Source organism: Streptomyces sp. NPDC051322 (assembly GCF_040689485.1).
Classification (GTDB): domain Bacteria; phylum Actinomycetota; class Actinomycetes; order Streptomycetales; family Streptomycetaceae; genus Streptomyces.
On sequence record NZ_JBFBAK010000007.1, the window covers coordinates 354,868 to 380,861 of the forward strand.

The following is a 25,994-nucleotide window of genomic DNA, read 5'->3' on the forward strand; positions in this document are numbered from 1 at the left end:
AAGCCCCGGCTCCCACCGCCGCGGCCTCCACCGGCCCGAGCCGGAATCAGGCCTGCACCTGCGCCACGACCGCCGTCATGGCCTCGCCCAGCGGCAGCTCGATGCGCTGGGCGGCCCACCGATCACCACGGGTCGGGCCCTGATTGATGATCAGAACCGGGAGGCCGGCCTGCGCCGCCTGGCGCACGAAGCGCAGCCCGGACATGACGGTCAGGGAGGAGCCGAGCACGAGCAGGGCGGCGGACCCGGCCACCAGGCGGCGGCACTGCTCCACCCGCTCCGGCGGCACGTTCTCGCCGAAGAAGACCACGTCCGGCTTGAGCACTCCGGTGTCGCAGGCCGTGCACTCCACCACACGGAACTCGCGTACCGCTTCCGTGGGCAGTTCCACGTCGCCGTCGGGATTGACCCGAGCGGCCCGGTGGCGCTCGGCGGTGGCCTCGAACCGCGGGTTGGCCTGGCGCAGCCGGTGGTCGAGTTCCGCGCGGTCGCTGAGACGGCGGCAGCCCAGGCAGATAACCCGGCTCAGACTGCCGTGGAGCTCGATCACGTCCCGGGCCCCGGCGGCTTGGTGCAACCCGTCGACGTTCTGGGTGATCACACCGGTAACGAGGCCCGCCTCGGCGAGTTCGGCGACGGCGCGGTGCCCGGCGTTGGGGCGCGCCTTGGTCATGGCCCGCCATCCCATCTGGCTGCGAGCCCAGTAACGCTGCCGAGCCTGTTCTTCGCCGGTGAACTCCTGGAACGTCATGGGCAGGTGCCGACGGCGCAGGGACCCGCGCTCACCGCGGTAGTCCGGGATGCCGGACTCCGTGGAGAGTCCCGCTCCGCTCAGCACGGCGACCTTGCCCGCGCGCACGGCCTCGACGATGGTCGTCAGGTCGCTCGAAGCCCGGAGAGGGGCGCCCGTCGGCTCCCAGGTCAGCGTGGGTCGCGTCCGCATGCCGCCCAGCTTACGTATCCGTCGTCCGCTCACCAACGACCGAGTGCCGCCGGAGCCGCGTGCAGGTGGTCCATGTCCGCCAGGCCCCTCTACGTGTACTCACGGAAGGGTGTGACCGGCCGCGCGGAAGAGGCGGTACCACTCCTCGCGGGTGAGTGGCAGTTCCGAGCCCGCCGCGGACTCGGCCACCCTGCCGGGGTTGGTGGTCCCGAGCACCACCTGCATGTTCGCGGGGTGACGAGTGATCCACGCGACGGCGATGCCGGTAGGAGTCACCTCGTACTTGGCGGCCCACTCGTCGAGTACGGCGTTCAGTTCCCGGTAGTTGTCGCGGTCGCCGATGAAGACGCCGTCGAAGAACCCCTTCTGGAACGGTGACCACGCCTGCACGGTCGTTCTCCGCAGGCGCGCGTAGTCGAGCAGGCCGTTGTCGCGGTCGAGCGACTGGTCGAGACCCGCCATGTCGGCGGCGATTCCCGAAGCGATCATCGGGCAGTGGGTGATGCTGAGTTGTACCTGATTGGCCACCAGAGGCTGGCGTACGGCGGTCTTGAGCGCCTACGAGCAGGCCACCAACAGCCACGACGTCACTCAACTCGTCCCACTGATCGCTTCCGACGTCGTCCACTCGTTCTCCGACGGATCGCAACCGCGGCCGCGAAGCCCATCCTCTCCGCCATCGCCAAGAACTTCGCCACCATCCGCGAGGAGATCCGCCAGATCGACGAACTGGAGTGGATCGCTCACAGCGACGACCATGCGGTATGCCACTACCGATCCGCTTGGACCGGAACCGTCGACGGCCGGCCGCGATCAGAAAAAGGCCGCGGCACCAACGTGCTCGTCAAACACGCGGGAACCCGGCAGATGCTTCACGAACCTCAGCGCATAACCGGGCGATGCCGATGATCTGTAGGAATTAACACTTAATCTGGACAAATACGCAGTCACAGGCCTGCGCGCAGGGCCAGCGAACACGAGGTATGCGGAGATAGAAATGAAGGCAATCGTCGCGACTGATCAAGGCGCGGAAGCGGCCGGGATCAAGCTGGCGGAGCGACCTGAGCCGACGCCGGCGATCAACGACGTCGTCGTTGAAGTTCATGCGTCGGGCTTCGTCCCGGCAGAGTGGGGGTGGCCCTCGACGTGGGTCGATCGCTCCGGTCACGACCGAGCCCAGGCGATCATCGGCCACGAGTTCGCCGGAGTGGTCACCTCCCTCGGCCACGGCACGACGGGGCTCTCGTTGGGCCGGGTGTTCGGGATCACGGACTGGCACCGCGATGGAACCCTGGCCGAGTACACGGCCGTGGAGGCACGCAACCTCGCGCCGCTGCCCGGCACCGTCGACTTCACGGTGGGTGCGAGCCTGCCGATCTCGGGCCTGACCGCATGGCAAGGCCTGTTCCGGCACGGTCGTCTTCAGGCGGGGCAGAGCGTCCTCGCACACGGCGCCGCCGGCGCGGGCGGATCTGTGGTGACGCAGCTCGCACGGGAGTTCGGCGCCTACGTCATCGGTACCGGACGGGGGCCGGACCGTCGGTGCTCGACTTCGGCGCGAACGAGTTCCTCGCCCTCGACGACGAGAACCTCGAAGACATCGGAGGGGTCGACCTGGTCTTCGACGTCATCGGTGGTGACATCCAGAGGCGCTCGGCGAGCATCATCCGGCCTGGCGGGACGCTGGTGTCGGTGGTCGGGGCTGTTGAGACTCGCCCTATCCACGGTCTCGCGGTCGACTTCGTCGTCGAGTCCGTTCCGAGTCAGCTGGTGGAGATCGTCGACCGGGTTCGGGACGGGCGCCTTCGCACGCACATGGGAACCGTCGCGACGCTCGACGACGCAAGCCCAGGAGCACTGGTGGCCCGCGCGCCCGTTCAGGGCAGGGGCCCCATTAACGGATGCTCTGCAGCAGAGTCCCCATGGCGGTGACCGTCCGGACGGCGCTGCGCGATGTGAGACTGGGCGGATGCTCATACAGTTCGTGACCGCGGCCGGTGTCCTGGCTGCGCTGACCATGGTGCCCGGCCCAAACATGGCCGGCGTGACCAAGCGGGCCGTTGCCGCCGACTGGCAGGACGGACTACGGACCGTGGGCGGGATCACCGCTGGGCTGTTGGTCCGGGGCGTCCTCTCGGTGGCCGGCCTCGCCGCTGTCCTGGCCACGTCTGCCGCCGCGTACACGGTGGTCGAACTCGTCGGCGCCGTCTACCTGGTCTTCCTCGGTGTCCACGCACTGATCCAGAGCCGTGGCAACCGTTCGCAACCGACAGCGGCCGTTGCCCAGCCTCGCGGCAACCCCTGGCGGACCGGCCTGGTGAGCAACGTCCTCAATCCCAGGATCGCTGTCTTCTACACCGGACTGCTGCCGTCACTGGCCCCGACCGGGCTCTCTGCATACCGGTATGGCCCTGCTGGTGCTCGTCCACACCATGCTGAATGCGGTGTGGCTCGGCGGGTACGTCCTGCTTCTCTCCAAAGCTCGCGTCTTCTTCGAGAAGCCGGCCGTACGCCACGGCATGGGCCGTGTCACAGGCGTCGTACTGATCGGGTTCGGGCTGAAGGTCGCCACGAACCAGCCTTGACTATCTGTGGCGCGCCTCGCGCGAGGCCGTCGCAGGTGCCGCGTCCGGAGCACGACGGAAACCGACCCGGACCGCGACCATCACGTCCACCGGGGGAAGGAACAGCACGATGATGAACGACGACCCGGTACTCGATGACCCGGTGGGCCGGTCGCTCGGAGGTCGCCATGCGCATCTCGCACGACGACTCGGCCGGGCCGCCACCTATCTCGACGACGTAACAACCTTCTCCGCAGTGTCCACCGATCCGGACGCGAAGGACTGGGCCGACCTCGTCGAACTGCTCGGTCCCGGCGCCTTCGCCGACATGTTCAGCTGCCCGACCCTCCCGCCGTCGAGTTGGGAGCCGGTCTTCAGCCTCCAAGGCCGTCAGATGATCCGGTCCGGCGGTGACCGCCCGGGCTTCGAACCCGACCCCGACGTGATCGAGTTGGGCGCGGACAGCGTGCCTGAGATGCTCGGTCTCGTCGCGCGGACCGAGCCGGGGCCCTTCTGGCCCCGCACCCACGAACTCGGTACCTACCTGGGGGTCCGAGTGGACGGCATCCTGGTGGCGATGGCCGGAGAGCGCCTGCGCCCTCCGGGGTGGACCGAGATCAGCGCCGTCTGCACTGCTCCCGGAGCACGCGGGCAAGGCCACGCCGCCCGCCTCGTCTGTGCGCTCACGGCCCGCATCGTGGCCCGCGGCGAACTCCCCTTCCTGCACGTGGCCGAGGCGAACACCGGCGCGATCGCCTTGTACGAGCGGCTCGGTTTCGACACCCGCAAGCAGGTGACCTTCCGGGGCTTCCGCACCCCCTGACGGCCGGCCTCGGAGGTACTCCCCCGGAACCGTGCCGTTCGTCAGGGACGGAGCCGAAGCAGGCGTGGCCGGCCGTGTGTCACCAGGTCGGCAGGCCGAGCGCTGCCGCTGGGTCTGCGGGGACAGCGTGGACGACGCCAGACGAGTCGCCGCCGTCGGTCTGTCATGGTGCGAGGACCGAGTACACGTGTTCGACCTGCGGCGGAGCTGCGAAGTGCGGTCCTGCGAGGGCCCGCCAGCGGGCGAAGCCCTCGGAGGCGCGGAAGGTGACCGTGTGGTGCGCGACCGTCTCCCACCGGACCGTCAGCCGGTAGCGCGAGGGGTGTTCGACACTGCGATGAAGGTCGGCTCCGTCGCAGCCTTCGGCGGCCAGGAAGAAGGGCAGGGCCTTGGCAACCGCCGCCTCGAACTCCTTCTCCTGGCCAGGGTGGATCTCGATCCGGGCGATCTCGGTGATCACGCCGCGCTCCCTTCCTGCTCTCTCGGGTCGTCTTGGTGCCGGTCGCGGCGGTCGGCGGCTCTGTTGTGCTCGGCGTCGACCCGCGCGGTGACACATGGTGTTCGCTGCCGTCGATCTCCACGATGGCGTCGCCTTCGAGGATGGTCACGCTCTCCGGGCAGTTGTGGGTGTGCAGGGCTATTCCGGCACCGCCGTCGAAGAGGGGCCTGGCCGGTGAGGTAGACCTCGGCGCCGACGGCTCGGGTGACCAACGGGACGGTGCGGGCACCGCCACCACGGCTGAAGGAGGTCAGCTCGGCGGGCCGCAGCACGGCGGGAGGGAAGGCGGCGAAGCAGGGCTGGTCGGGAGGGCAGTTCACAGGGCCTCCGTGTGGATATGGGAAGGGGGGTTCAGGCGGTCGCTGCGGCCGGGCCTGTCCGGACAGTCTTGGTGTTGACGCATGCGCGGATGCCCTCGGCGCCCAGTTCACAGCCGTAGCCGGAGCTCTTGATGCCTCCGAATCGAGGCCTCCGAAGGGCGGACGCCGGTCGGAGGCGGCCATGCCGTTGATGCATGAAGAGCACCAGCAGGTCTGCGACTTCGAGGATGAGCAGCACCATCAGCAGTACGGTGAGGGCGGTATTGCACCACATGCGCCAGTCGGCCTTGATCGGCTCGAACGCCTCACCGGAGGCGATCTCCAGCTTGTAGGCGCTGAGCTTTTCACCGTCGATCTTGCGGCGTTCGCGCAGGCCGAGCCAGTAGGCGACGGCGACGATGGCCAGGCTGGTGAGTGCCATCGGGCCGATCATGTGGACGAAGTACTCACTGGCGTTGAGGTGCAGGACGCTGATGCCACGCGTGGCCGCGCCGCCCCAGAAGGTGCTGCCGGAAATGGTGCCCAGCGCCATGGCAGCGAGCGTGGCAAGAACAAGGGGGTTCATGCCGAGGCGGCGGTAGATGGGCAGGAACGCCGAGCAGACGATCATGTAACTGGTGGTGCCGTCACCGTCCAGTGCGACGCATAGCGACAGCACGGCTGTACCGATCACGATGCGGACCGGGTCGCCTTTGGAAGCGCGGAGGATGGCCTGGACGATGGGCTCGAAGAGCTTTGCCTCCATCATCAGGCCGAAGTAGAGGACGGCGAAGAGGAGCAGGGCCGCGGTGGGCGCGACCGTGTCCAGGCCGTGCATGAACCATGTCACCGGGCTTTGGGCCAGCCACGATGCTCGGCGCCTGCGACCAGACCCGTACGACCAGCCGAACTTCCGGAGCAAGCGTCATTCGAGCGTCAGGGTGGCGGGGTGCGCCGGCGGCGAAACGCAGGTTGCCGGTGGTGAGCAGGTCGAAGGCTTCGCGTGGGGTTGCGGGGAGGTCCCGGGTGGCGTCACTCATGGTCCGCAGGTTACGTCCGCAGCCGCCTCGTCATGGTGCGGAGGTGTGCTGACCTGGCTGAACGGATCGTGCTCATGCGCGGTGAACAGGTGGCGCCCCGCCCTCCCTCGAGGGTCGCTCGGGCAGGGGCCGTGGGTGGACCGCGTGTTTCATCACGATGGTCGAGTTGAGGCTGCGCACCCCCGGCAAGTGGATGAGCACGGACTCGTAGAGCTGCTGGTACGACGGCAGGTCGGCCGTGACCACGCGAATCAAGTAGTCCGGTTCGCCGAAAAGACGCTGGGCCTCGATCACCTCGGGGACGTCAGCGAGTGCCAGGTCGAATTCGGTGACGGCGTCGGGGCGGCTGAGCGCGGCGAAGACCAGGACCTCGAACCCGAATCCCACAGCCGCGGCATCGACGACCGCGCGGTAGCCGCGGATGACTCCGGCCGCCTCCAGCTCGCGGACACGTCGCTGGCACCGGGAGACGCTGAGCCGGACCTTATCGGCCAGATCAGTGAGCGTCATCCGCCCCTCAGTTTGGAGAAGGGCAAGTATTTTGCGGTCTGTCACGTCCATGCGCGAGATTCTAGCTCGCGAACGCTGACACTTGGCAAAGTTCACGAACACTTTGCTCGCTGTCATGACTAGCATCCAGCCATGGCAACCGACCCCCTCTGCGCCGACCGGATACGACAGGCCGCCCCCGCCGGAACCACCGGATCGGCCTTCGACACCGTCATCGACCGCAAGAACAGCAACTCGATGAAATGGGCCTCTGCCCAGCAGTTCCTCACCGCCGACGAGGTCGCGGCCGACCCGCTGCCGATGTGGGTCGCCGACACCGACTTCAAGGCTCCCCAGGTCGTCATCAACGCCCTCCACCAGGCCGTGGAGCACGGTGTCTTCGGATACCCCGGCGGCGCGACGGACAGTTACGTCGACGCCGTGACCGGCTGGCAGGCCAGGCGGTTCGGCTGGGAGGTCCCCAAGGAGTGGGTGATGCAGACCGCCGGCATCATCACCACGCTCAAGACGGCCGTTCAGGCTTTCTCCGCGCCAGGTGACTCGGTCCTGATCCAGCCGCCGGTCTACGCCCACTTCCACGACGACGTCCTGCTCAACGGCCGCCACCTCGCGTTCGCGCCGCTTATGCGGACCGACGACGGCTACCGGTTCGACGCCCGGACGTTCGAGGCCGCCATCCGGCCCGACACCAAGCTGTTCATCCTCAGCCACCCCCACAACCCCACCGGGAACGTGTGGAGCGAGGACGAGCTGCGGACCATGGGCGAGATCTGCGCCCGCCACGGCGTCCTGGTCGTCTCCGACGAGATCCACCAGGACCTCATCATCAACCCGGACCGCAAGCACATCCCGTTCGCCTCGCTCGGCGAGGAATTCGCCCGCAACAGCATCACCTGCACCGCCCCCAGCAAGACGTTCAACCTGCCAGGGCTGCAGAGCGCCAACGTCTTCGTGCCCGACCCGCGGCTGCGGGCGGAGCTGGCCCGCCAGTACGACCGCAACATGTTCCCGCTGGTCAACGTGCTCGGCATGGTCGCCGCCGAGGCCGCCTATGCGCATGGCGAGCCCTGGCTGGAGGAGATGCTCACCTACCTGCGCGGCAACCACGCCCACTTCGCCCAGTCGGTCAACTCCGCCACCTCGAAGGTGCGGGTCCTGCCTGCCGACTCCCTCTACCTGGCATGGATGGACTGCCGGGGCCTGGGGATGGACGCCGCGTCACTCGACAAGTTCATGCTCACCAAGGCACGGCTGTGGCTGGACAAGGGCCAGAAGTTCGGCATCGAGGGCCACGGCTACATGCGGGTGAACCTGGGCTGTCCCCGCTCCACGGTCGACGAGGCCATCGATCGGCTGCTCACGGCCGTCGAGAACCTCTGAGCAGCGCACGGACAGCAAGCACAGCCCCTACCGGAGGACACCATGACATCCGCCGTCGAAACCCGCCTTGCCGAACTCGGCGTGCCACTGCCGGAGCCGGCCCGGTCGGTGGCCAACTACCTGCCCTGGACCCGGTCGGGCAACCTGCTGCGCACCTCCGGCCAGCTCCCGCTGCGGGACGGCGCCCTGGTCGCCACCGGACTGCTCGGACAGAACCTGGACGTCGCCACCGGACAGCTCTCCGCACGCTGGTGCGCGGTCAACGTCCTGGCCCAGGCCAAGGCCGCCCTGGGCGACCTCGGCCAGATTCGCCAGTTGCTGAAGATCACCGTGTTCGTCGCCGGCGTTCCCGGGTTCGCCGAACACCACCTGGTCGCCAACGGGGCCTCCGACCTGTTCGTCGAGGCGCTGGGTGAGGCGGGCAAGCACGCCCGCTCCGCCGTCGGCGTCGCCGCCCTGCCGATGCGGGCCCCGGTCGAGATCGAGGCGGTCATCGCCACCGTCTGACACCGCCTCTGCACACCCATATTCCTTACGCGCCCGTGGCCGGCCACGGGCGCGCGCCGCAGCGCCCTCGCTGCGGCTTTCGCATACCTGCACGTCCCTTCGTCAGAGCACCACCCTTTTCGTCCAGGGAGCAGTGACATGACCGCAAGAGCCGCGAAGGACTACGAAGAAGAAGAGCTCAAACGGGACCTCAAGAGCCGGCACATCCAGATGATCGCCATCGGCGGTGCCATCGGGACCGGTCTGTTCTACGGTTCCGGATCTGCGGTCGCCACCGCCGGCCCCGCCATCATCGTCACCTACGTCGTCGCCTCCGTGGCGATCTACTTCGTGATGCGGGCCCTGGGCGAGATGTCGGTGGCCGAACCGGTGTCCGGCGCCTACATCTCCTATGCCAACCGCTACATCCACCGGTTCGCCGGCTTCCTGAACGGGTGGAACGCGTTCATCTTCCTCCTCGCCACCACCGCGGCCGAACTCAACGCCCTCGGACGCTACGTTCAGTACTGGTTCCCCGCTGTGCCGATCTGGGCGACGGCGGCCGTGGCGGTCACCGTGATGTTCGTCGTCAACGTCGTCGGGGTGAAGTTCTACGGTGAGGCGGAGTTCTGGTTCGCGATCATCAAAGTGGTGGCGATCATCGCGCTGATCCTCTTCGGCTTCGCCATGGTCGTCTTCGGTGTCGGCAACGGGGGACACGCCATCGGCCTCGGCCATCTCCACGGGCACGGAGGCTTCTTCCCCAACGGCGTCAGCGGCGCGTTCCTCGCCATCGTCATGGTCGCCTTCTCCTTCGGCGGTGTGGAGAACCTGGGCATCGCGGCAGGTGAGACCAAGGACGTCGCCACGACCATGCCGAAGGCCGTCAACGCGACCTTCTGGCGACTGATGATCTTCTACGTCGGTGCCATCACCGTCCTGGTCACCGTCTTCCCCTGGACCTCGCTGAACGGCTCGGGCAGCCCTTTCGTCACCGTCTTCGCCACGATCGGCGTACCGGCCGCGGCAACGGTCATGAACGTCGTCGTCATCACCGCCGTCCTCTCCGCCGTGAACTCGGCCGTCTTCACCAACAGCCGCACCTTCTACAACCTGTCACTGCAGGGCAACGCGCCGAAGTTCCTCGGCACCGTCAACGACAGGAATGTTCCGTCGAAGGCGGTCACGGCGGTGTTCGTGACGATGGCCGCCGGTGTGCTGCTCAATCTGCTGATGCCCGATCAGGTCTTCTCGGTCTTCTCGTCCGTCACCGTCTTCGGCCTGATCTGCGCCTGGGGATCGATCGTGGTCAGCCACCTCAGGTTCCGCAAGATCAAGGTCCAGAACGGTCAGGCGGACAGCATCCGGTACAAGATGCCGCTCTACCCGTACAGCAACTACCTCGCCCTGGTGTTCGTAGCGGTCGTCCTCGTCTGCGTCGCGATCCTCCCGGACACCCGTGTGTCGCTGATCGTCTCCGGCGTCTGGGTCCTGGTGGTATTCGCCGCTTACACCTTCTACACCAGGGACCAGAAACGGCAGTCGGCCGATGATCAGCCGGTTCAAGAGCCCAGCTCGCCGGGGCCGGCGGAGCCGCTCCACCGCGCCGTCCCCGGCATGGGCCATACAGAGCAGTGATGAGGGCATTCGGCTTCGTCTCCTACCGACTCGTGCTGCGGCTCCCTACAGTGGCGGCGGTCCGCCGCCACCAGCCGCGCCGTCCGAGGAACGCGGAGCCCCCTCGTGACCTGGACCCACAGACCGGACCGGACATCTGAAGGAGAGCTGTGCACGAACTGCAGGCGCTGTTGGGCGAGTACGACCGTGCCCGCGGGTACACCGACGAGCTGTGGCGGGACCTCACGCCGGACGAGGTGGTCTGGCGCCCGAGAGAGGACTTCAGCGCCATCGGCTGGCACCTCGGGCACCAGGCCCACGTCGCCCACTTCATGATCCGCAACCTCACGGCCGCCGAACCCAGCCCGGCCCCGGAACTGGACGGACTCATGGACTCGGCCAACCCGGAGAAGTTCCGCGGTGCCCTCCCGACGGTGGAGCGGCTCGCGGCCTTCCGGGAGACCGTCGCCGAGCGGGTGCATGCCCGCATCGGTGACATCGCGGCCGGGAAGGTCGGCGCGCCCACCCAGATGACCATCGTCGCGACGCATCTGCTGACCGCTCTCATCAACCACGAGTACCAGCACGACCAGTGGATCGGCGAGGTCCGCGCCGAGCACCTCGGGCACGCCCTGCCCGCCGATCCGGACTCCGACCATGTGCGCCGTATCGACGGCTACCTGTGCCTGCACCCCTGTGCGTGACATGCGCGGGTGTGAGCGGTCCGGCACCTTCCGGACGTGACGTGAGGTGATGTCAATTCCACCCCGGCTCCGTGCGGTGACTGCGGTGACGAGTTCCGCGCGAGCGCGGCACGGTCTCCTCGCCCTGCTGTCGCTGTTCGTTGTGCTGAGTGCGTGGGCATGCGGGACACGCACTCTCGACGTCGGCGCGGGGTTGTCGAGTCCCAGGACCGTGACCGCCTCGGCGGATGCGGCGGCCCAGGGACCGGGCGATGCCACCGATGCGGTGCGACCGGGCTCCTCCCAGTGCGATACGCCCAGTACACCGGCCCCGTGCAGGAAAGTGCTCCTCACTCAGCAGGACGTACACCTCCTGGAGACTACGGAGCCGGTGGGCCGGACGGTCGCCGTGGCTGCAACCGGGCTCGACACGGTCTCGGCCGACGTGTGCCGAGACGTGGTGACGTCGGGACTCTCCCCGCCGGCGGGACGGGCCGTACCCGACCGGATGCAGATCCAGGCCGGACGCTCGCGCGTTCCCACGCGCCGCGCGCCGACCAGCCGTCATTCGGTCACGGCCCGGTGCACGGCCACAGCGCTGTGCGCCTACCGCTGTCCGTCACTCGCACACCGAGCACGAGGTTGTCTCCCGCCATGCCGTCTTCTTCCTCCCCCGCCGTATCCCGCGTCCGCCGACGCCGCACACTCGCCGCCACCGCTGCCGGGCTGGCCGCCGTCGTCGCAGCGGTCCTCGCCCTCACCCTCGACGACGGGCCGTCCGGCACCGCGTCGCAGGACTCCGCTGTCGCCGACACCAATACGCCCGACGCCCAGACGAGCGCCTTGCTCGCACTGGCCCGTCGGGACACCGACGACCCGCTGGCCGTGGGGGACGCCGACGCCCCTGTCGTCATGATCGAGTACTCCGACTTCCAGTGCCCTTACTGCGGGAAGTTCGCCCGCGACACCGAACCGGAGCTGATCCGCTCCTACGTCGACAAGGGAGTGCTGCGCATCGAGTGGCGCAACTTCCCGATCTTCGGCGAGGAATCGGAACAGGCAGCCCGCGCCGCCTGGGCGGCCGGCCAACAGGGCAAATTCTGGAAGTTCCACGCCCAGGCGTACAGCACGACGCACAAGAAGAACGCCGGCGCCTTCTCCACCGACAAGCTGACCGCCATGGCCAAGGCCACCGGGGTGACCGACCTCGCCCAGTGGCGCGCGGACATGGACTCCGAAGCGGCGGACACGGCAATCCAACGGGACCAGAACGAGGGCTACTCACTCGGCGTGACCAGCACCCCCGCCTTCCTGGTCAACGACGTTCCCGTCCTCGGCGCACAGCCGGCCGACACTTTCAAGCAGACGATCGAGGCAGCAGCGAAGGCCGCCCGGTGAACGGCGACACGAGCCTGCTGGCCGCCTTCCTCGGCGGACTGCTGGCCCTGCTCAGCCCCTGCAGTGCGCTGCTGCTGCCGGCCTTCTTCGCCTACTCCTTCACCAGCCCGGCCAAACTGCTGCTGTGCACCGGCCTGTTCTATCTCGGCCTGTGCACCACCCTGGTGCCGCTCGGCGTCGCGGGCTCCCTCGCCAGCCGTCTCTTCTACGGCCACCGTGACCTGCTGGTCAGCATCGGCGGCTGGACCGTGATCGCGCTGGGAGCGGCACAGATCCTCGGAATCGGATTCGGAGTGCGCCGATTCCAGGAAGCCGCAGGCGCCCGCCGTTCCGGGTCGGCCGTCTCCGTCTTCGCCCTCGGCACCGTCTACGGCCTGGCGGGCTTCTGCGCCGGTCCCATCCTCGGCTCCATCCTCACCCTCGCCGCCCTCGGCGGCCGGCCCGCCCACGGGGGCCTGCTGCTCGCGGTCTACGCACTCGGCATGGCCGTACCACTGTTCGCCCTGGCCCTGCTCTGGGACCGCTTCGACCTCGGACACAGACGCTGGCTGCGAGGCCGCACCCTGCGGCTGGGACGCTTCTCCTGGCACACCACCTCCCTCGTCGGCGGCATCCTCTTCATCCTGCTTGGCGTGATCTTCCTGCGCTTCGACGGTACGGCGGCCCTCCCCTCCCCGGTCAGCATCGAGACGGAGGCAGGGCTGGAAGAACACCTCGCGCGCCTCGGCAGCGCCGTACCGGACCGCGTCATCCTTCTCGTCCTGGCCGCAGCCGCCGCGCTCACCGCCGTCGTCCTGCTGTCCCGCAGGGACGGCCCCCGGCCGGAATCCCGTTCCGAACCGTCCCGGCACGACCCCTGAACCCGGCCCGTCCACCCCGCACGCCCTTCCTCCCCTCTCGACACAACCCATTCAGCCGACCCTCCAAGGAGCGCCGACACGTGAGCACGCAACAGGACATAGCCCCGACGCCGTGGCAGGAACAGGCCCGAGTGCGCGCGGTGCAGAAGCGCACGGTCCGGGTCCTGTCCGCGGCACAGATCGTCGCCGGGGTCGGGGTGGGCGTCTCGGTGTCGGTCGGCCCCCTGCTCGCGGAGTCCGTGGCCCGGAGCGAGACATACGCCGGACTGGCGCGCACAGCGACCACAGCGGGCGCCGCCCTGGTCGGCATACCGCTCGCCCTCCTCGCCCAACGGCGCGGTCGCCGGACCTCTCTCGGGGCAGGATGGCTCGTCGCCGCAGCCGGCGGGGGCCTGCTCATCGCCTCAGCGGTGAACAGGTCGATTGCTGTGCTGATCGTAGGCATGCTGCTGTTCGGCGTCGGCAGCGCCACCAACCAGCAGAGCCGCTACGCGGCCGCGGATTTGGCCGCGCCGCACCGGCGGGCCCACGCGCTGTCCATCGTGCTGTGGTCCACGACGATCGGCTCGGTGATCGGACCCAACCTCGCCGATCCCGGTGCCGCCGTGGCGTCGGCTCTGCACCTTCCGCGCCTGTCGGGGGCGTTCGTCCTGGCCACCGTCTGCATGGCAGCGGCAGCGGCTCTGCTGTGGGGCTTGATGCGTCCCGACCCGCTCACGCTGTCCCGCCACTACCAGGAGGCCGTCGCCCTTGTGGAAGAGGACACGGCCATCCGGACGGCCGGAGCCGAGAGCGCCGTGCAGAAGAAGGATTTGCGGAAGGGGACAGTGCGCGCGGGCCTGCGGCACCTTCGCCACACCCCGCACGCGGCCTTCGCGTTCGTGACCGTCGTCGTGGCCCACACGGTCATGGCGGCGGTCATGACGATGACCCCGGTCAGCATGTCCGAGCACGGCCATGGGCTCACCGTCGTCGGCGTCACCATAAGCGGTCACCTGCTGGGCATGTACGCGTTCTCCCCGCTCGTCGGCCGGCTCTCCGACCGGATCGGTCACATGCCGACCATCGTGGCAGGGCAGGCGGTCTTCCTCGTGTCCGCCGCGCTGTCGGGCATGGGCCACGGCTCGGTCGGCATGATGATGGCAGGGCTGTTCCTCTTGGGGCTGGGCTGGTCCTTCAGCCTGGTGGCAGGCTCGGCCATGCTCAGCGAGACCACGCCCGTCGCCCTGTTGCCCGGCGTACAGGGGACCACGGACACCGCGATGAACGTCGTCGCGGCCGTGGGCGCCGGCCTCGCCGGGCCCTTGATGGGCTGGGCCGGCTTCGGCGTTCTGAACGCCGTCGCCGCCGTCCTGGTCCTGCCTGTGCTCGCCTTCTGGGCGGTCCTCGTGCGCGCACGCTGAACCGACCACGAGCGTCAGCGTCCGGATGGCACCGCGTCCGCGGGCGGCCGCCGCCGCGCCTTCGCCCGGCCGCGTGCGGCCTGGGCACCAACCGGTGGCCTGGTACCAGGAGGCGGCCAGCGCGACGGCTGGAGCGGCTTCGTCCAGGTCACCGCCGTAGTACATGACTTGGGCGCCGGTGTGCAGGTCGGCGGCCGCGAAGGTGGTGCCGGGCGGCCCGGCCGCGTACAGGGACTCGGCGAGGACGGTGTGCGCTGCGCCGGCGGCCCATGCCCGAGGTGGCCCCGTGCGCCAACGCGCGGGAGAGCTGCCGCACAGACATACCCGCGTCGAAGGGAGAGGAGTCGGGGCGCTGGCCGCGTGTTGTCCGGGTCAGCCCAGGGGGAGGCCGCGGCCGTGGGCGGCCGGGGACAGGACGGTGCGGGCCGCGCGCTCGCCGGAGTGCAGAGCGCCCTCGATGTGCCCGGCGTGGTCGGTGGCCGTCTCGGTCGAGGCCCAGTGCAGCCGGCCGTCGAGGGACGGCCGCTGGTAGAGGTCGTGGCCGAAGACGGAGTAGTCGCTGAGGGCGTGCACGGAACGCGGGGCGGTCCAGGTCTCGCGGCTCCAGTCCTGCACATACACGGCCTCGGGTGAGGCCGCGGCGGGCCCGAAGCACGCACCGAGTTGTGCGGCCACAGCGTCCTCGAAACCCGGCCGGACGGTCCGGGCGTGCGCGAAGCCGAACAGCGCCGCGGGACGTCCGTCGGCGCCGGACATGTCGTGGATCTCCTGGAGCGGACCGATCCTGCTGAAGGCCGCGCCGGCGAGCCCGTCCGCGCGCCAGAAGGCGGTGGAGTAGCGCGCGACGACCTTGGCGACGGCCCCCATCCACACGGGAGTGGAGCGGGCCAGGCGGACGAGGTCGTCGGGCAGCGCGCCGGCGAAGTCGATGCACTCCAGCGCCAGCGCGGGTGGTACGGCCAGGACGACCTGCGCGGCGCGGAAGGCCCGCTCCGGGGTGTGGACGTCGACCCCGTCCGCACCGGCGGGCCGGATCGCGGTGACGGGCGCGTCCAGCAGTACGGCGTCCGGGGGCAGGCTGGTCGCGAGTGCCGAGGTGAGACGCTGCGCCCCGGCCGCGAAGCGGTAGGACGGAACGTCGATCATGTTGCCGGGATACCGGTGGGCCCCCGACCGGTCGTGCAGGACGGCGTCCCCTGCCAGGTGCTGGTCGAAGACCTCGACCCCGGTCCGGGCGGCCAGCGCGGCGACCCGCCGCTCCCCCGGCCAGAACCAGGTGGCCCCCAGATCCAGAGCGCCGCCGTCGACGGCCTCGCTGAGCAGCCGGCCGCCGACCCGCGCCCGCGCTTCCAGGCACAGGACCCTGTGCCCGGCCTCGTGCAGTACGGTCGCGGCGGTCAGCCCCGCCGCGCCGGCGCCGACCACGATGACGTCATGAGTGCCGCTGCTGAGCATGGCGGGTTCCCTTCGGGACGGTGGAGGACCGCCCGGCACGCTGCCTGCGCGACGGGCGGACGGGAGAGATCCGGCAGTCAGGACACCTGGGACGGGTCCAGCACGATACGGAACCGGGGTGTCGCGGAGCGCAGGCGCCTGACGGCTGCGCCGGCCTCCCGCAGCGGCATCCGCTCGATCATGGGCCGGACTCCGTTGGTGACGGCGAAGCCCATGGCCTCCTCCGTGTCCCGCGCGCTGCCGGTCAGGTGCCCGGTGACGCTCACTCCCTGACCGACCAGCAGGCCCACGGGGAGGCACAGGGAGCCGTCGTCCACGCCCACCAGCGTCAGCCGGCCGTGCGGCCGCAGTCCGGTGACCAGTTCGCCCAGCGCGTCGGTGGTGGAGGCGGTGCGCATGATGTGGTCGGCGCCGCCGAGGGCCGCGAGAGCCGCACCAGGGGCCTCGCGCGTGCTGTCGACGTAGTGCCGGGCGCCGAGTCCGCGGGCCAGTTCCTCGCGGTCGGCACCGCGGGCGACCGCAACCGTCTCGTACCCGAGCTTCGCCGCGAACTGCACGGCGAGGTGCCCCAGCCCACCCAGTCCGAACACGGCGACCCTCCCCCCGGTTCGCGTACCGGCCTTGCGGACGGCGTTGAAGGTGGTCACGCCCGCGCAGCCGAAGACCGCCGCGTCGAAGAGGTCCAGGCCGTCGGGGACGCGCGCCGGCGCGTCGGCCGGCACGGTGATGCTCTGTGCCCAGCCGCCCGGGTAGGACAGTCCGGGCACCTTCCGCTCGGGGCAGTGCACGACGTCACCGTCACGGCAGAAGGCGCAGTGCCCGCAGCTTCCGCCGAACCAGCCGACGGCCACCCGCTCGCCGACCGTCCAGCCGCGCACCTGGCCGCCCACCTCGGCGATGACGCCGGCGACCTCGTGCCCGGGAGTCACGGGGGCGTCCGGGCCTGCCTTCGGGGCCCTGGCCGTGCCGATGTCGGCGTGGCACACGCCACTGGCCTGGACGGTGATCCGGACCTGCTGACCTTCCAGCGGGGCAGTGTCGACGGCGGACGCGACCAACGGCCCCTCCGGCTCGGTCACGACCATGGCAACGGCGGGATCCGACACAGTGCACTTCCTGGGGGAACGCGGATGAGTGTTATAAGGGTGAATGATGACGAGGTCATCGGCGGCCCACGGTAAACGGGGGTGAGCCGCAGCGGTAGGCGACTTCAGCGAATGAGGCGATAAGCGATGGCTATGACGGAACGACTGAACGTCGAAGGTCTCCGCTACGCGCAGGCGGTCGCCGAGACCCGTTCCTTCAGCGCGGCGGCGCGGGCGTACGGCGTCACCCAGCCGGCCCTGTCCAACGGCATCGCGAAACTGGAAGAACGACTCGGGGGCAAACTCTTCGACCGCTCCCCTCGCGGCGTGAGCCAGACCGCCTTCGGCAGTCGCGTCCTGCCGCTCATCGAACGCGCGGTCACCGCCCTGGACGCCGTCACCGCGGAAGCCCGGCGGCTCACCGAACCGGACGACCAGAAGATCCGTACGGGCGTCTCCCCGCTCATCGGACCGCACCTGGTGGGCCGCGCGTTCGCCGCCGTCCGCGATCTGCCCACACCCCGCGATCTCGTCCTGCGCGAGGCCAACATGCAGGACCTGCGCGACGGGCTGCAGGCCGGACAGCTCGACCTGATCCTGATCCCGGCCGTGACCGCGATGCCACGCTTCGAGCACCGGGTCATCGATGTCGAGCCCGTCGTCATCGTCGGCACGGCCGCCGACGACGGCACCTCGCTGGAACTCACCGAGGCCGGGAACCAACAGTTCATCCTCGTGCCGGAAGCCTGCGGGCTGACCACGTTCACCACCCAGCTCTTCCAAGCAAATGAGGTACCGCTGCACACCTATCCCGGGGAAGCGGCCAGCTACCGGGTCCTGGAGGAATGGGCCGCTCTCGGTCTGGGCTCGGCCATGCTTCCCCAGTCCCGGCTCACTTCCCCGGCTGTCCCGCACCGCCCACTGCTGAACGCGGGCCGGGAGGTGCAGATCTCCTTCGAGGCCGTATGGAACGCGGACTCGGCCCTGCACACCGACCTCAAGCTGCTCGTGCAGCAACTCGGCGCCTCACGGTGACCCATACAGATTGCTTATGCGGGGATTCAATATCCTCCCCTACCGGACGGCATTCCGTCTGCCTAACTTGGCGGTGTGCAGCGATGACGTCGCAGCGCACCCGTCGAGCTGGAAAGGCAGACATAACCGTGGCCTATCTTGAGATCACCCTCTCCGTGGACCCCGCCAACCGTCCTGCGGCGGCAGCCGTCTACGAGAAGTACAAGCAGCGGTTCCTGGACGGTGTCTCCGGCGCCACCAGCAAGGAACTCCTGATCCGGGACGAGGACGTCCAGGTGCTCCACGGCTTCCGGTCGGTGGCAGACGCCCGCGCGTACCTGGACAGCGAACTCTTCACACGGGATGTCGTGGGTGAACTCGCACCCCTGCTGTCGACCGACCCGGACGTACGGGTCTACGACACCGTCTGACATACCCGTTCTGCGCAAGGAGCACAGTGTGAGCACCGTTCGAGTCACCCCCTGGCAGGAAGACGATCCGCCTCCCCCGTCCGAGCTGCTCGCGGGCGTGCGAGGCCGCCGCCCGGGCGGCGAGCTGATCGGTATCGACCGCGTACTGCTGCGGAGCGTTCCGCTCGCCACGGGCTGGAACGGCCTGCTGGGCCGGGTCCGCACCGAGTTCGACCTCAGTCTGGAGTACCGCGAGCTGATCATGCTCCGGGTGGCCGCCCTGAACAGGGCGGAGTTCGAATGGGGCGTGCACTACCCCGCGTACCTGGATGCGGGCGGGACCGATGAAAAGAGCAAGGCCCTTCGGGAAGAAGACACGGACAGCACGCTCTTCAACGAGGAGGAGCGGGCCCTGATCGCCCTCACCGACCAGTCCACACGTCGGGTCGAGGTGGACGCCGACGTCATCGAGCACCTCAAGCGTCTGTTCGGCGAGGCCCAGACGGTGGAGGCGGTCGCCACGGTCGCGGCGTACAACATGGTCTCCCGCTTCCTGGTGGCGCTGGCCATCTGACCCGGGCGACGCCACAGCGACATGTCACGTACCGGCTGCCGGCGTCGCGGCGGTCGGTACGGGCGCAGACCTGACCAGTATCGAAGTGGCGCGGTCGAGCCGCGTTCACTGGTAACGCGGAGTCGAAGATGGTCGCTCGCAGCGCCGGCGGAGGCTTCCGCATCGAGCGTCATCCGAGCGTCAAGAATCTCCGAACACCCCTCCGAAGGCGTCGCCCATGCAGGCACCTCGCTCACGAACCCGCAGGTAAGCAAGCTGCAGCACCGATCCCCCGCTTGAACCGCTGTACGGAGGGAAACAGGTCATGCAACCCACCCGGATCACAAAAGCGCAGGTCAGGGCTCCTTGCACGCAGGTTGAAGGATGGCGACGCACTCCACGTGCGACGTCATCGGGAAGGTGTCGGCCTGAGTGAGGAATGGAAAAGACCAGGTCAGAGCGACTTTCTCGGCTCGCTGAGCAGCGTGAGTGCGCCCAGAGCGTCAAACGAGCGTCACGGTCGACAGCCCGTCCCGCCCGCCCGGGCCAGACCGAGCTGCCACGACCAGTTGCCCCAGCAGGCTCCGTCCCGCTCACTTCAGGCGTCGTTTCCTTTGGCGTAATGCTTCGTTGATCCGTGCATGACGGGACGCGTTGAGCGTCTAGTGCCGGACGATTTGTGGGTGCTGTTCCGGCGGGCGGTGCCACCGACCGAGGTGATACGTCCACACTCCGGGGGACGCCTCAGCCAGCTGGCTCATCATGACCCGCGCCACCACGCCGGCCCCAGAATGGAGGCATGCCCTCCAGCCCACAACACCCCACACCCACGCCCGCCGCACGGGGGTGGGTGACGGCACGGCAGGGCCTGCCGAAAGGTTCCTCCCGCCGCGGGCGGCAGCGACCTGGAGTGCAGGCACCAGACACAGCCGTCAGCCCGGTGTAGCGGTGCGTCCATCCCGAACGCCGTCGGCAACTCCGGCCCAGGAGCTGCCTGTTTGTGGCCTCGCGCCGCACCTCTCAGCCGGCGCCCAAGATTTGCAGGAACTGCTGCACCAGCCGTGCTGTGTCGAGGTCCCCCGCTGGACGCCCGGACAGGATGTGGAAGAAGGCAGGGCCGATCAGTGCAGCAGGTGCCCGCGCTGATACGCCGGGCGGGAGTGCCCCTCACATTGTCAGCCGCCTTTTCCCTCACCAGCGCCGGCCTGCTCGTGCTGGCCTTCGCAGCGGACCGCCCCTACCCCGTGTATGCGGCTGGCCTGGTGGTGATCGGACTCGGCATCATGCTGGCCGCTCCCAGCCTGACCGCGCAGATCGCTTCCGCGGTGCCGGTGGAACGAGCGGGAATCGCTGGTGGCCTGCAGTCGGCCACCCGCGAGCTGGGCAGCGCCCTGGGGGTGGCGGTCGTGGGCACCGTTTTGACCGCGGGCTTCACCCGCCACCTTCCCCAGGCGCTCAGCGCGCACCGGCCCGCCCCGCACACCGTCCAGGAAGCACTCGCTCTCGCGCCCACGGACCACCAGGCCATCACCGAGGCGTTCACCGACGGTGCCACAACTGCCCTGCGTGCTGCCGCCCTCATCGTGTTCCTGGTCGGCGCGGTCGTGGTCACCGCGACGCGGCGCCCCCGCCGGAGCGCGTAGTCCAAACCAGCGGTGCGTCACCGCACCGCACCGTCGATCTCGTGCCCCTGCGGGGGCAAAGGAGGCCACGCTCATGCGTGCACCGCGGGGACGCCGCCCGCCTGCTCCGACTGGGCACGGAACACGCCCCTGCATCGCCTTCGTCGGGTCCCTCTCCGGCAACTGGCCACCGATCGACCCTCGTCTGCAGTTCGGTGCCGCAGCTACGATCCGCGCATTGGCCGTCGGCAGTCGCGCACAGTTCATCGCGATGAACAACGTCATCACCGCGCATCGGCTCCGACCAGTCCTCGACCAGACGTTCTCGTTCGAACGAGCCGCGGCGGCGTACGGGTACTACGCATCGGCCAGCCCGTTCGGAAAGGTGATCATCAAGATCAGATAGCCGGCGAGCGTGCAGGCCGGGGGTGGGTGGGAGGACGGAGGGAGTCCCGCGCACGCTCGATCGTCGGCAGAGCAGGGATGCAGGGACAAGGCGCCCGGGGGCGGCCACCGCTGCGCGGGGTTTCGACCGAGGTCCGTGGGCGCTACCGCAGTTGGTCGCGTCGGCGGGTCAGGTAGGCGGTCTCGGCCGTGTTGCTCGTCGGCTCGATGGTCTTGTCGTAGGCCGCGCGCGACTGCTGACCACGGCACAGCCGACGCAGCAGGTCGGCGCGGGTCGCATGGTAGGCGTGATATTCGGCCAACTCGTCCTCGAGACGGCCGACGGCGGCCAGAGCCACCTCCGGGCCGTCGAGCGAAGAGCCACCACCGCTCACGGAACCTCATTCCGCCCCGCATCCTCACATCGTCGAACGTCAGGAAATGGGGAACCAGGCCGCCAGGCGCTTGGCGATGGCCGGTACGTCGATGGTGTCCTGCGCGACATCCTCGACGAACGGGCCAGCAACGGAGACTGGTGGCGGGACATTACCGGCGCTCACGCCGTTGAACCGCAGGAAGACGCGCATGGCGAGCCAGGCAGTGCGCTTGTTGCCGTCGATCAGCGCGTGATTGCGTGCGACGGAGTGCAGCAGCGCCGCGGCCTTCTCGTGGAGTGTGGGGTACAGCTCGGCACCGAACACGTTGGTCCGGGGCCGCTCGATCGCCGAAACGAGAAGACCCATGTCACGCACGCTGTGTTCGGTTCCGTTGACCGTGCGGGCGATGGCCAGGATCTCGTCGATCTGGACGTAGCGCACGTCGGTCACTTCAGGTAGTCCAGGATCTCCGCATCGCTGTCCATCAGCTCGGCCAGGACGTCATCGACCTTCAGCTCGGCCCGGTCCTGGGCGTCACGGATGGCCTCGATGGCAAGTTCCTGCTTGCTGCGCCTCTCCCGACGAGCCCGCTCGGTGAGCTTCGCGTCGAGGTCGTCGGGGAGCCGAAGTGTCATCGCCATGCATAGATGATACCTGACCGGTATCACAGTGCGCGGTCGAGTCGCGTTCCCTGGCAACGCGCGGCCTGAGATGGTGGCTCGCGGCGGGGGCGGAGGTGCAGCGGAGACTTCCGCTTCGAGCGTCACCCGAGCGTCAAGAATCTCCGAACGCCCCTCTGTATGCGTCGTCCATGCAGGCACCTCCCTCACGAACCCGCAGGTCAGCAAGGTTCAAAGATCAATCCCCCGCTCGAACCGCTGCACAGAGGGAAACAGGTCGAGCGACCCACCCGGACAACAGAAGTGCAGGTCAGGAACCCTTGCCCGCCGGTTCGAGGATCGCCACGCACTCCACGTGCGAGGTCATCGGAAACAGATCGAACGCCCGCAGCACCCGCACCCGGTACCCGCCCTCCCGGAAGTACGCCAGGTCCCGCGCCAGCGCAGCCGGGTCGCAGGCGACGTAGGCGATGCGGCGGGCGCCGAGGCCCGCGAGGTGCTTGACGGTCTGCTTGCCGGCACCGGCGCGGGGCGGGTCGAGGACGATGAGGTCGGTCTCGGTGATGCCGGTGCGGGGCAGGGCCGCCTCGACCTTGCCGTGTTCGATGCGGACCCGGGGCAGGTCCTTGAGGTTGTGGCGGGCGTCCTCGCAGGCGCGCTTGGAGGATTCGATGCCGAGCACCGCGCCCTGCTCGCCGACGCGTTCGGCGATCGCACCGGCGAACAGGCCGACACCGCAGTAGAGGTCGAGGGCCGAGTCGCCCTTACGGGGCATCAGGCCTTGCATCACGGCTTTGAGCAGGGTGTCGGCCGCCTGCGGGTGGACCTGCCAGAAGCCGCCCATGCCGACGCGGTAGGTGCGCTCGTCCGCCCGCTCGCGGACGAAGGGGCGGCCGTGGACGCGGTGCACTCCCCCGTCGCGCTCCTCGACCCGCAGGACCGAGACCGGCTTGTCGAGCTCCACGAGGGGCAGCCGGCCGCCCGGCTTCGGGGTGAGGACGACCTGGCGGTCGTTGGATCCGGTGGCGGCGATGGCCTCCACGGAGGCCAGCTGCGGCCACTCGCGCTTCTCGATGCCGAGTTCGCTGACGCCCGGCGCCGCGATCATGCAGTGCTCAATGACCTCGACCTCGTGCGAGCGGTGCTTACGCAGCCCGGCCCGGCCCTGCTCGTCCACGGTGTACTGGACTCGGGTGCGCCAGGCGGGCACCTGGCCCGCGGGCAGCTTGTCGCCCTCGGCGGGCATCACGGTGCCGTCCCAGCCGGCTTCCTCGGGGGTGAGACCGGCGAGGCGCTGGAGCTGTTCGGCGATCACGTCGCCCTTGAGCCGGCGCTGGGCGCCCGGCTTGGCGTGCTGCCAGTCACAGCCACCGCACTTTCCGGGGCCGGCGTACGGGCAGGGGGCCTCGACTCGGTCCTTGGACGCCTCGATGATCTTGATGGCGTCGGCGCGCAGGAAGCGGGAGCTCTCGTCGCCGTCGGTCACCCGGACCAGGACCTTCTCGCCGGGCAGCGTGTGCCGGACAAAGAGGACGCGGCCCTCGGCGTTACGCGCGATGCAGTGGCCGCCGTGTGCGACGGGGCCGACCTCGACCTCGTACTCCTCCCCGACCAGCGATGACGTGGGTTCTGTCTGCATGGCGGGGGGACTCCAGAGGATAAGAAGAAAACAGCCGGACAACGACCGACCAGTCTACGTCGGTGTTGCCCGGCCGCTCACCGGTCAGTCGCCGGTCCCACCGTTCCTGCCCTTGGGGGCCGGCGGACCACTGGGCTCCTTCGGCCGTTGGCTCACCGGGCCGCGCCGTACCGAACCGGGGGCGATCCAGTCGGCCCGCCGCTTCGCCCGCTGCTTGGCGAGCTCCGAGGACTCCAGCTGGTACGGCACCGATGTGACCATCACACCCGGGGTGAACAACAGCCGGCCCTTGAGCCGCAGGGCGCTCTGGTTGTGCAGGATGTGCTCGTACCAGTGCCCGACCACGTACTCCGGGATGTAGATGGAGACGACATCGCGCGGGCTCTCGCGGCGCAGCCCCTTCACGTACTCGATGATCGGGCGGGTGATCTCCCGGTACGGCGAGTCGAGGATCTTCAGCGGCACATTGATGCCGCGCTGTTCCCAGTCGTCCTTGAGCGCCTTGGTCTCGGCCGGGTCGACGCCGATCGAGAGCGCCTCCAGATGGTCGGAGCGCATCAGTTTGGCGTAGGCGAGTGCGCGCAGCGTCGGCTTGTGGACCTTGGAGACCAGCACGATCGAGTGGACGCGGGAGGGGCGCAGGCTGTCGTCGGACGGCTCGTCGGGCGCCGCGATCTCCTCGGAAACCCGGTCGTAGTGCTTGCGGATCGCGGTCATCGTCAGGAAGAAGATCGCCATGCCCATCACGGCGACCCAGGCGCCGTGGGTGAACTTGGTGAGCAGGACGACGACGAGCACCAGTCCGGTGAAGAAGGCGCCGAAGGCGTTGATCGCGCGCGAGCGGATCATGTGGCGGCGCTTGGACTGGTCCTGCTCGGTCGCCAGGTGGCGGTTCCAGTGCCGCACCATGCCGATCTGGCTGAGCGTGAAGGAGACGAACACGCCGACGATGTAGAGCTGGATCAGCCGGGTGGAGTCCGAGCCGTAGATCACGACCAGCAGGGCGGCCGCGCCGGCCAGCAACACGATGCCGTTGGAGAAGGCGAGCCGGTCACCGCGGGTGTGCAGCTGGCGGGGCAGGTACCGGTCCTGGGCGAGGATCGAGCCGAGCAGCGGGAAGCCGTTGTACGCGGTGTTGGCGGCCAGGAAGAGGACCAGCGCGGTGGCGGCCGACAGCACCACGAAGAAGAACGTGCCTTCGCCGAAGACCGCGGCGGCCACCTGGGAGATCACCGGGTCCTGGGTGAAGCCGGAACCCACCGCGACGCCGTGCCTGAGCAGGTCGACCGCCGGGTTCTCCGCCATCTTTACGTCGGTGGTCATGGCCAGCACGATGATGCCGCAGAACATGGTGACGGCCAGCAGGCCCATCATGGCCAGCGTGGTCGCCGCGTTCTTGCTCTTGGGCTTGCGGAAGGCCGGTACGCCGTTGCTGATGGCCTCCACCCCGGTCAGGGCCGCGCAACCGGACGAGAACGCCCGGAGCAGCAGGAAGATCAGCGCGAACCCGGAGAGGCCGGTCTGCTCGGTGTGCACCGTGAGCCCGGCGGTCGGCGCTCGCATGGTGTCGCCGAGCACCAGGCCCCGGTAGGCACCCCAGATGATCATGATGAAGACGCCGGTGACGAAGATGTAGGTCGGGATGGCGAAGAGCTTCCCCGACTCCTTCATGCCGCGCAGGTTCATCAGCGTCAGCAGGACGATCATGAGGACGGCGCAGAGCACCTTGTGCTGGACGACGAAGGGGACCGCCGAGCCGAGGTTCTCGACCCCCGACGCGATCGACACCGCGACGGTCATGACGTAGTCCACCAGCAGGGCGCTGGCGACGGTGAGCCCGGCCTTCGGCCCGAGGTTGGTGGTGGCGACCTCGTAGTCACCGCCGCCGCTCGGGTAGGCCCGCACGTTCTGGCGGTAGGACGCCACCACCGTGAACATCAGCACCACGACAGCGACCGCGATCCACGGGCTGAAGTGATAGGCCGACACACCCGCGAGGGAGAGGACGATCAACACCTCTCCCGGCGCGTACGCCACTGACGACAGCGGGTCGGAGGCGAAGACGGGGAGCGCGATGCGCTTGGGGAGAAGGGTCTCTCCCAGCTTGTCGCTACGCAGCGCCCGGCCGATCAGGATGCGTTTGGGCACGTCGGTCAGTTTGGACACGGTGAGGATCGTAAGCGTTCGATATCCAGAGCGCCCACCCCGCACCCCCCGGTTCCGGCGGAATCTCCGAGCGGGGCACCCGCGGGGCTCCTCACCGGCACCGTGCGTGTGTAGCTTGGGCCCGCGTCTGAGACCCTTTATTCCCCGGCGGGAACTTTTTCCGG

At 69.0% G+C, this 25,994-nt stretch carries 26 protein-coding genes and 1 pseudogene; 15 read left to right on the forward strand and 12 right to left on the reverse strand.

The window, feature by feature from the left end; genetic code table 11:
• Positions 1–46 precede the first annotated feature (46 nt).
• Together AB0436_RS19010 and AB0436_RS19015 are read right to left on the reverse strand one after the other, a co-directional pair.
• Positions 47–943, reverse strand: coding sequence for an NAD-dependent protein deacetylase (locus AB0436_RS19010; protein ID WP_366469047.1), 897 nt, complete (start codon positions 941–943; stop codon positions 47–49).
• Between the two features lie 99 nt (positions 944–1,042).
• Positions 1,043–1,471, reverse strand: coding sequence for an aldo/keto reductase (locus AB0436_RS19015; RefSeq protein WP_366469048.1), 429 nt, complete (start codon positions 1,469–1,471; stop codon positions 1,043–1,045).
• Between the two features lie 1,014 nt (positions 1,472–2,485).
• Here AB0436_RS19015 and AB0436_RS19020 point away from each other — a divergent pair.
• The 3 genes and pseudogenes from AB0436_RS19020 (at position 2,486) to AB0436_RS19030 (ending at position 4,330) form a co-directional block, all read left to right on the forward strand.
• Positions 2,486–2,875, forward strand: a complete 390-nt coding sequence (locus tag AB0436_RS19020; RefSeq protein WP_366469049.1) for a zinc-binding dehydrogenase — start codon at positions 2,486–2,488, stop codon at positions 2,873–2,875.
• Between the two features lie 37 nt (positions 2,876–2,912).
• Positions 2,913–3,528, forward strand: a pseudogene (locus tag AB0436_RS19025) (LysE family translocator).
• Between the two features lie 109 nt (positions 3,529–3,637).
• Positions 3,638–4,330 (forward strand): GNAT family N-acetyltransferase, encoded by a 693-nt coding sequence (locus AB0436_RS19030; RefSeq protein WP_366469050.1) that lies wholly within the window; start codon positions 3,638–3,640, stop codon positions 4,328–4,330.
• A 163-nt stretch (positions 4,331–4,493) separates the two neighbouring features.
• Here AB0436_RS19030 and AB0436_RS19035 read toward each other — a convergent pair whose 3' ends face one another.
• From AB0436_RS19035 to AB0436_RS19045, 3 genes are all read right to left on the reverse strand, one after another.
• Complete coding sequence (locus AB0436_RS19035; RefSeq protein WP_366469051.1) at positions 4,494–4,790, reverse strand: antibiotic biosynthesis monooxygenase family protein; 297 nt, start codon at positions 4,788–4,790, stop codon at positions 4,494–4,496.
• 390 nt (positions 4,791–5,180) lie between these two features.
• Positions 5,181–5,966 carry an SLC13 family permease gene (locus AB0436_RS19040; protein WP_366469052.1) on the reverse strand — a complete coding sequence of 262 codons (786 nt, stop codon included), beginning with the start codon at positions 5,964–5,966 and terminating at the stop codon, positions 5,181–5,183.
• Between the two features lie 274 nt (positions 5,967–6,240).
• Positions 6,241–6,729, reverse strand: coding sequence for an Lrp/AsnC family transcriptional regulator (locus AB0436_RS19045; protein WP_366469054.1), 489 nt, complete (start codon positions 6,727–6,729; stop codon positions 6,241–6,243).
• Between the two features lie 81 nt (positions 6,730–6,810).
• Here AB0436_RS19045 and AB0436_RS19050 point away from each other — a divergent pair, with 81 nt between their 5' ends.
• From AB0436_RS19050 to AB0436_RS19080, 7 genes are all read left to right on the forward strand, one after another.
• Complete coding sequence (locus AB0436_RS19050; RefSeq protein WP_366469055.1) at positions 6,811–8,058, forward strand: MalY/PatB family protein; 1,248 nt, start codon at positions 6,811–6,813, stop codon at positions 8,056–8,058.
• A gap of 42 nt (positions 8,059–8,100) precedes the next feature.
• A complete protein-coding gene (locus AB0436_RS19055; protein WP_366469056.1) occupies positions 8,101–8,565 on the forward strand; it encodes a RidA family protein in 465 nt (154 codons plus the stop codon).
• Positions 8,566–8,703: 138 nt separating this feature from the next.
• Positions 8,704–10,182, forward strand: a complete 1,479-nt coding sequence (locus tag AB0436_RS19060; protein WP_366469057.1) for an amino acid permease — start codon at positions 8,704–8,706, stop codon at positions 10,180–10,182.
• Between the two features lie 149 nt (positions 10,183–10,331).
• Positions 10,332–10,865: a DinB family protein gene (locus AB0436_RS19065; protein ID WP_366469058.1), complete on the forward strand. Its 534-nt coding sequence runs from the start codon at positions 10,332–10,334 to the stop codon at positions 10,863–10,865.
• A 633-nt stretch (positions 10,866–11,498) separates the two neighbouring features.
• The gene (locus AB0436_RS19070) at positions 11,499–12,242 is read left to right on the forward strand and encodes a DsbA family protein (RefSeq protein WP_366469059.1); all 744 of its coding nucleotides are present in this window, start codon (positions 11,499–11,501) and stop codon (positions 12,240–12,242) included.
• On the forward strand, positions 12,239–13,102 hold the full coding sequence (locus AB0436_RS19075; RefSeq protein WP_366469060.1) for a cytochrome c biogenesis CcdA family protein: 864 nt from the start codon (positions 12,239–12,241) through the stop codon (positions 13,100–13,102). Before AB0436_RS19070 ends, AB0436_RS19075 begins: the two co-directional genes overlap by 4 nt.
• A gap of 80 nt (positions 13,103–13,182) precedes the next feature.
• Positions 13,183–14,505 (forward strand): MFS transporter, encoded by a 1,323-nt coding sequence (locus AB0436_RS19080; protein ID WP_366469061.1) that lies wholly within the window; start codon positions 13,183–13,185, stop codon positions 14,503–14,505.
• Positions 14,506–14,877: 372 nt separating this feature from the next.
• Here AB0436_RS19080 and AB0436_RS19085 read toward each other — a convergent pair whose 3' ends face one another.
• Both AB0436_RS19085 and AB0436_RS19090 read right to left on the reverse strand, forming a co-directional pair.
• A complete protein-coding gene (locus AB0436_RS19085; RefSeq protein WP_366469062.1) occupies positions 14,878–15,960 on the reverse strand; it encodes an FAD-dependent oxidoreductase in 1,083 nt (360 codons plus the stop codon).
• Positions 15,961–16,037: 77 nt separating this feature from the next.
• Positions 16,038–17,066 (reverse strand): alcohol dehydrogenase catalytic domain-containing protein, encoded by a 1,029-nt coding sequence (locus AB0436_RS19090; RefSeq protein ID WP_366469063.1) that lies wholly within the window; start codon positions 17,064–17,066, stop codon positions 16,038–16,040.
• Between the two features lie 132 nt (positions 17,067–17,198).
• On the opposite strand from AB0436_RS19090, the gene AB0436_RS19095 reads away from it, so the two are divergent.
• The 5 genes from AB0436_RS19095 to AB0436_RS19115 all read left to right on the forward strand — a co-directional run bounded on the left by AB0436_RS19095 (position 17,199) and on the right by AB0436_RS19115 (position 21,050).
• Entirely contained in the window at positions 17,199–18,080 is an 882-nt protein-coding gene (locus AB0436_RS19095; protein WP_366469064.1) for a LysR family transcriptional regulator, read from the forward strand.
• 128 nt (positions 18,081–18,208) lie between these two features.
• Positions 18,209–18,490, forward strand: coding sequence for a hypothetical protein (locus AB0436_RS19100; protein WP_366469065.1), 282 nt, complete (start codon positions 18,209–18,211; stop codon positions 18,488–18,490).
• A 28-nt stretch (positions 18,491–18,518) separates the two neighbouring features.
• The gene (locus AB0436_RS19105; RefSeq protein ID WP_366469066.1) at positions 18,519–19,043 is read left to right on the forward strand and encodes a carboxymuconolactone decarboxylase family protein; all 525 of its coding nucleotides are present in this window, start codon (positions 18,519–18,521) and stop codon (positions 19,041–19,043) included.
• Positions 19,044–20,194: 1,151 nt separating this feature from the next.
• On the forward strand, positions 20,195–20,665 hold the full coding sequence (locus AB0436_RS19110; RefSeq protein ID WP_366469067.1) for a hypothetical protein: 471 nt from the start codon (positions 20,195–20,197) through the stop codon (positions 20,663–20,665).
• 217 nt (positions 20,666–20,882) lie between these two features.
• Positions 20,883–21,050 (forward strand): zinc-binding dehydrogenase, encoded by a 168-nt coding sequence (locus AB0436_RS19115; RefSeq protein ID WP_366469068.1) that lies wholly within the window; start codon positions 20,883–20,885, stop codon positions 21,048–21,050.
• A gap of 142 nt (positions 21,051–21,192) precedes the next feature.
• Here the strand turns inward: AB0436_RS19115 and AB0436_RS19120 are convergent, their stop codons facing one another.
• The 5 genes from AB0436_RS19120 to AB0436_RS19140 form a co-directional block, all read right to left on the reverse strand.
• Positions 21,193–21,423, reverse strand: coding sequence for a hypothetical protein (locus AB0436_RS19120; RefSeq protein ID WP_366469069.1), 231 nt, complete (start codon positions 21,421–21,423; stop codon positions 21,193–21,195).
• A 39-nt stretch (positions 21,424–21,462) separates the two neighbouring features.
• Positions 21,463–21,855 carry a type II toxin-antitoxin system death-on-curing family toxin gene (locus AB0436_RS19125; RefSeq protein ID WP_366469070.1) on the reverse strand — a complete coding sequence of 131 codons (393 nt, stop codon included), beginning with the start codon at positions 21,853–21,855 and terminating at the stop codon, positions 21,463–21,465.
• Positions 21,852–22,046 (reverse strand): ribbon-helix-helix protein, CopG family, encoded by a 195-nt coding sequence (locus tag AB0436_RS19130; protein ID WP_031089472.1) that lies wholly within the window; start codon positions 22,044–22,046, stop codon positions 21,852–21,854. The genes AB0436_RS19125 and AB0436_RS19130 overlap by 4 nt, the downstream gene beginning before the upstream one ends.
• Positions 22,047–22,335: 289 nt before the next feature.
• A complete protein-coding gene (locus AB0436_RS19135; RefSeq protein ID WP_366469071.1) occupies positions 22,336–23,664 on the reverse strand; it encodes a TRAM domain-containing protein in 1,329 nt (442 codons plus the stop codon).
• A gap of 84 nt (positions 23,665–23,748) precedes the next feature.
• A complete protein-coding gene (locus AB0436_RS19140; protein ID WP_366469072.1) occupies positions 23,749–25,830 on the reverse strand; it encodes an APC family permease in 2,082 nt (693 codons plus the stop codon).
• Positions 25,831–25,994: the final 164 nt, after the last annotated feature.

Excerpts from the sequence above, each read along its gene's own strand:
- AB0436_RS19055 (WP_366469056.1), top strand. The coding sequence starts at position 8,101 with ATGACATCCGCCGTCGAAACCCGCCTTGCCGAACTCGGCGTGCCACTG.
- AB0436_RS19010 (WP_366469047.1), bottom strand. The coding sequence starts at position 943 with ATGCGGACGCGACCCACGCTGACCTGGGAGCCGACGGGCGCCCCTCTC.
- AB0436_RS19095 (WP_366469064.1), top strand. The coding sequence starts at position 17,199 with ATGACGGAACGACTGAACGTCGAAGGTCTCCGCTACGCGCAGGCGGTC.
- AB0436_RS19085 (WP_366469062.1), bottom strand. The coding sequence starts at position 15,960 with ATGCTCAGCAGCGGCACTCATGACGTCATCGTGGTCGGCGCCGGCGCG.
- AB0436_RS19070 (WP_366469059.1), top strand. The coding sequence starts at position 11,499 with ATGCCGTCTTCTTCCTCCCCCGCCGTATCCCGCGTCCGCCGACGCCGC.
- AB0436_RS19130 (WP_031089472.1), bottom strand. The coding sequence starts at position 22,046 with ATGGCGATGACACTTCGGCTCCCCGACGACCTCGACGCGAAGCTCACC.
- AB0436_RS19040 (WP_366469052.1), bottom strand. The coding sequence starts at position 5,966 with ATGCACGGCCTGGACACGGTCGCGCCCACCGCGGCCCTGCTCCTCTTC.
- AB0436_RS19060 (WP_366469057.1), top strand. The coding sequence starts at position 8,704 with ATGACCGCAAGAGCCGCGAAGGACTACGAAGAAGAAGAGCTCAAACGG.
- AB0436_RS19030 (WP_366469050.1), top strand. The coding sequence starts at position 3,638 with ATGATGAACGACGACCCGGTACTCGATGACCCGGTGGGCCGGTCGCTC.
- AB0436_RS19135 (WP_366469071.1), bottom strand. The coding sequence starts at position 23,664 with ATGCAGACAGAACCCACGTCATCGCTGGTCGGGGAGGAGTACGAGGTC.
- AB0436_RS19045 (WP_366469054.1), bottom strand. The coding sequence starts at position 6,729 with ATGGACGTGACAGACCGCAAAATACTTGCCCTTCTCCAAACTGAGGGG.
- AB0436_RS19050 (WP_366469055.1), top strand. The coding sequence starts at position 6,811 with ATGGCAACCGACCCCCTCTGCGCCGACCGGATACGACAGGCCGCCCCC.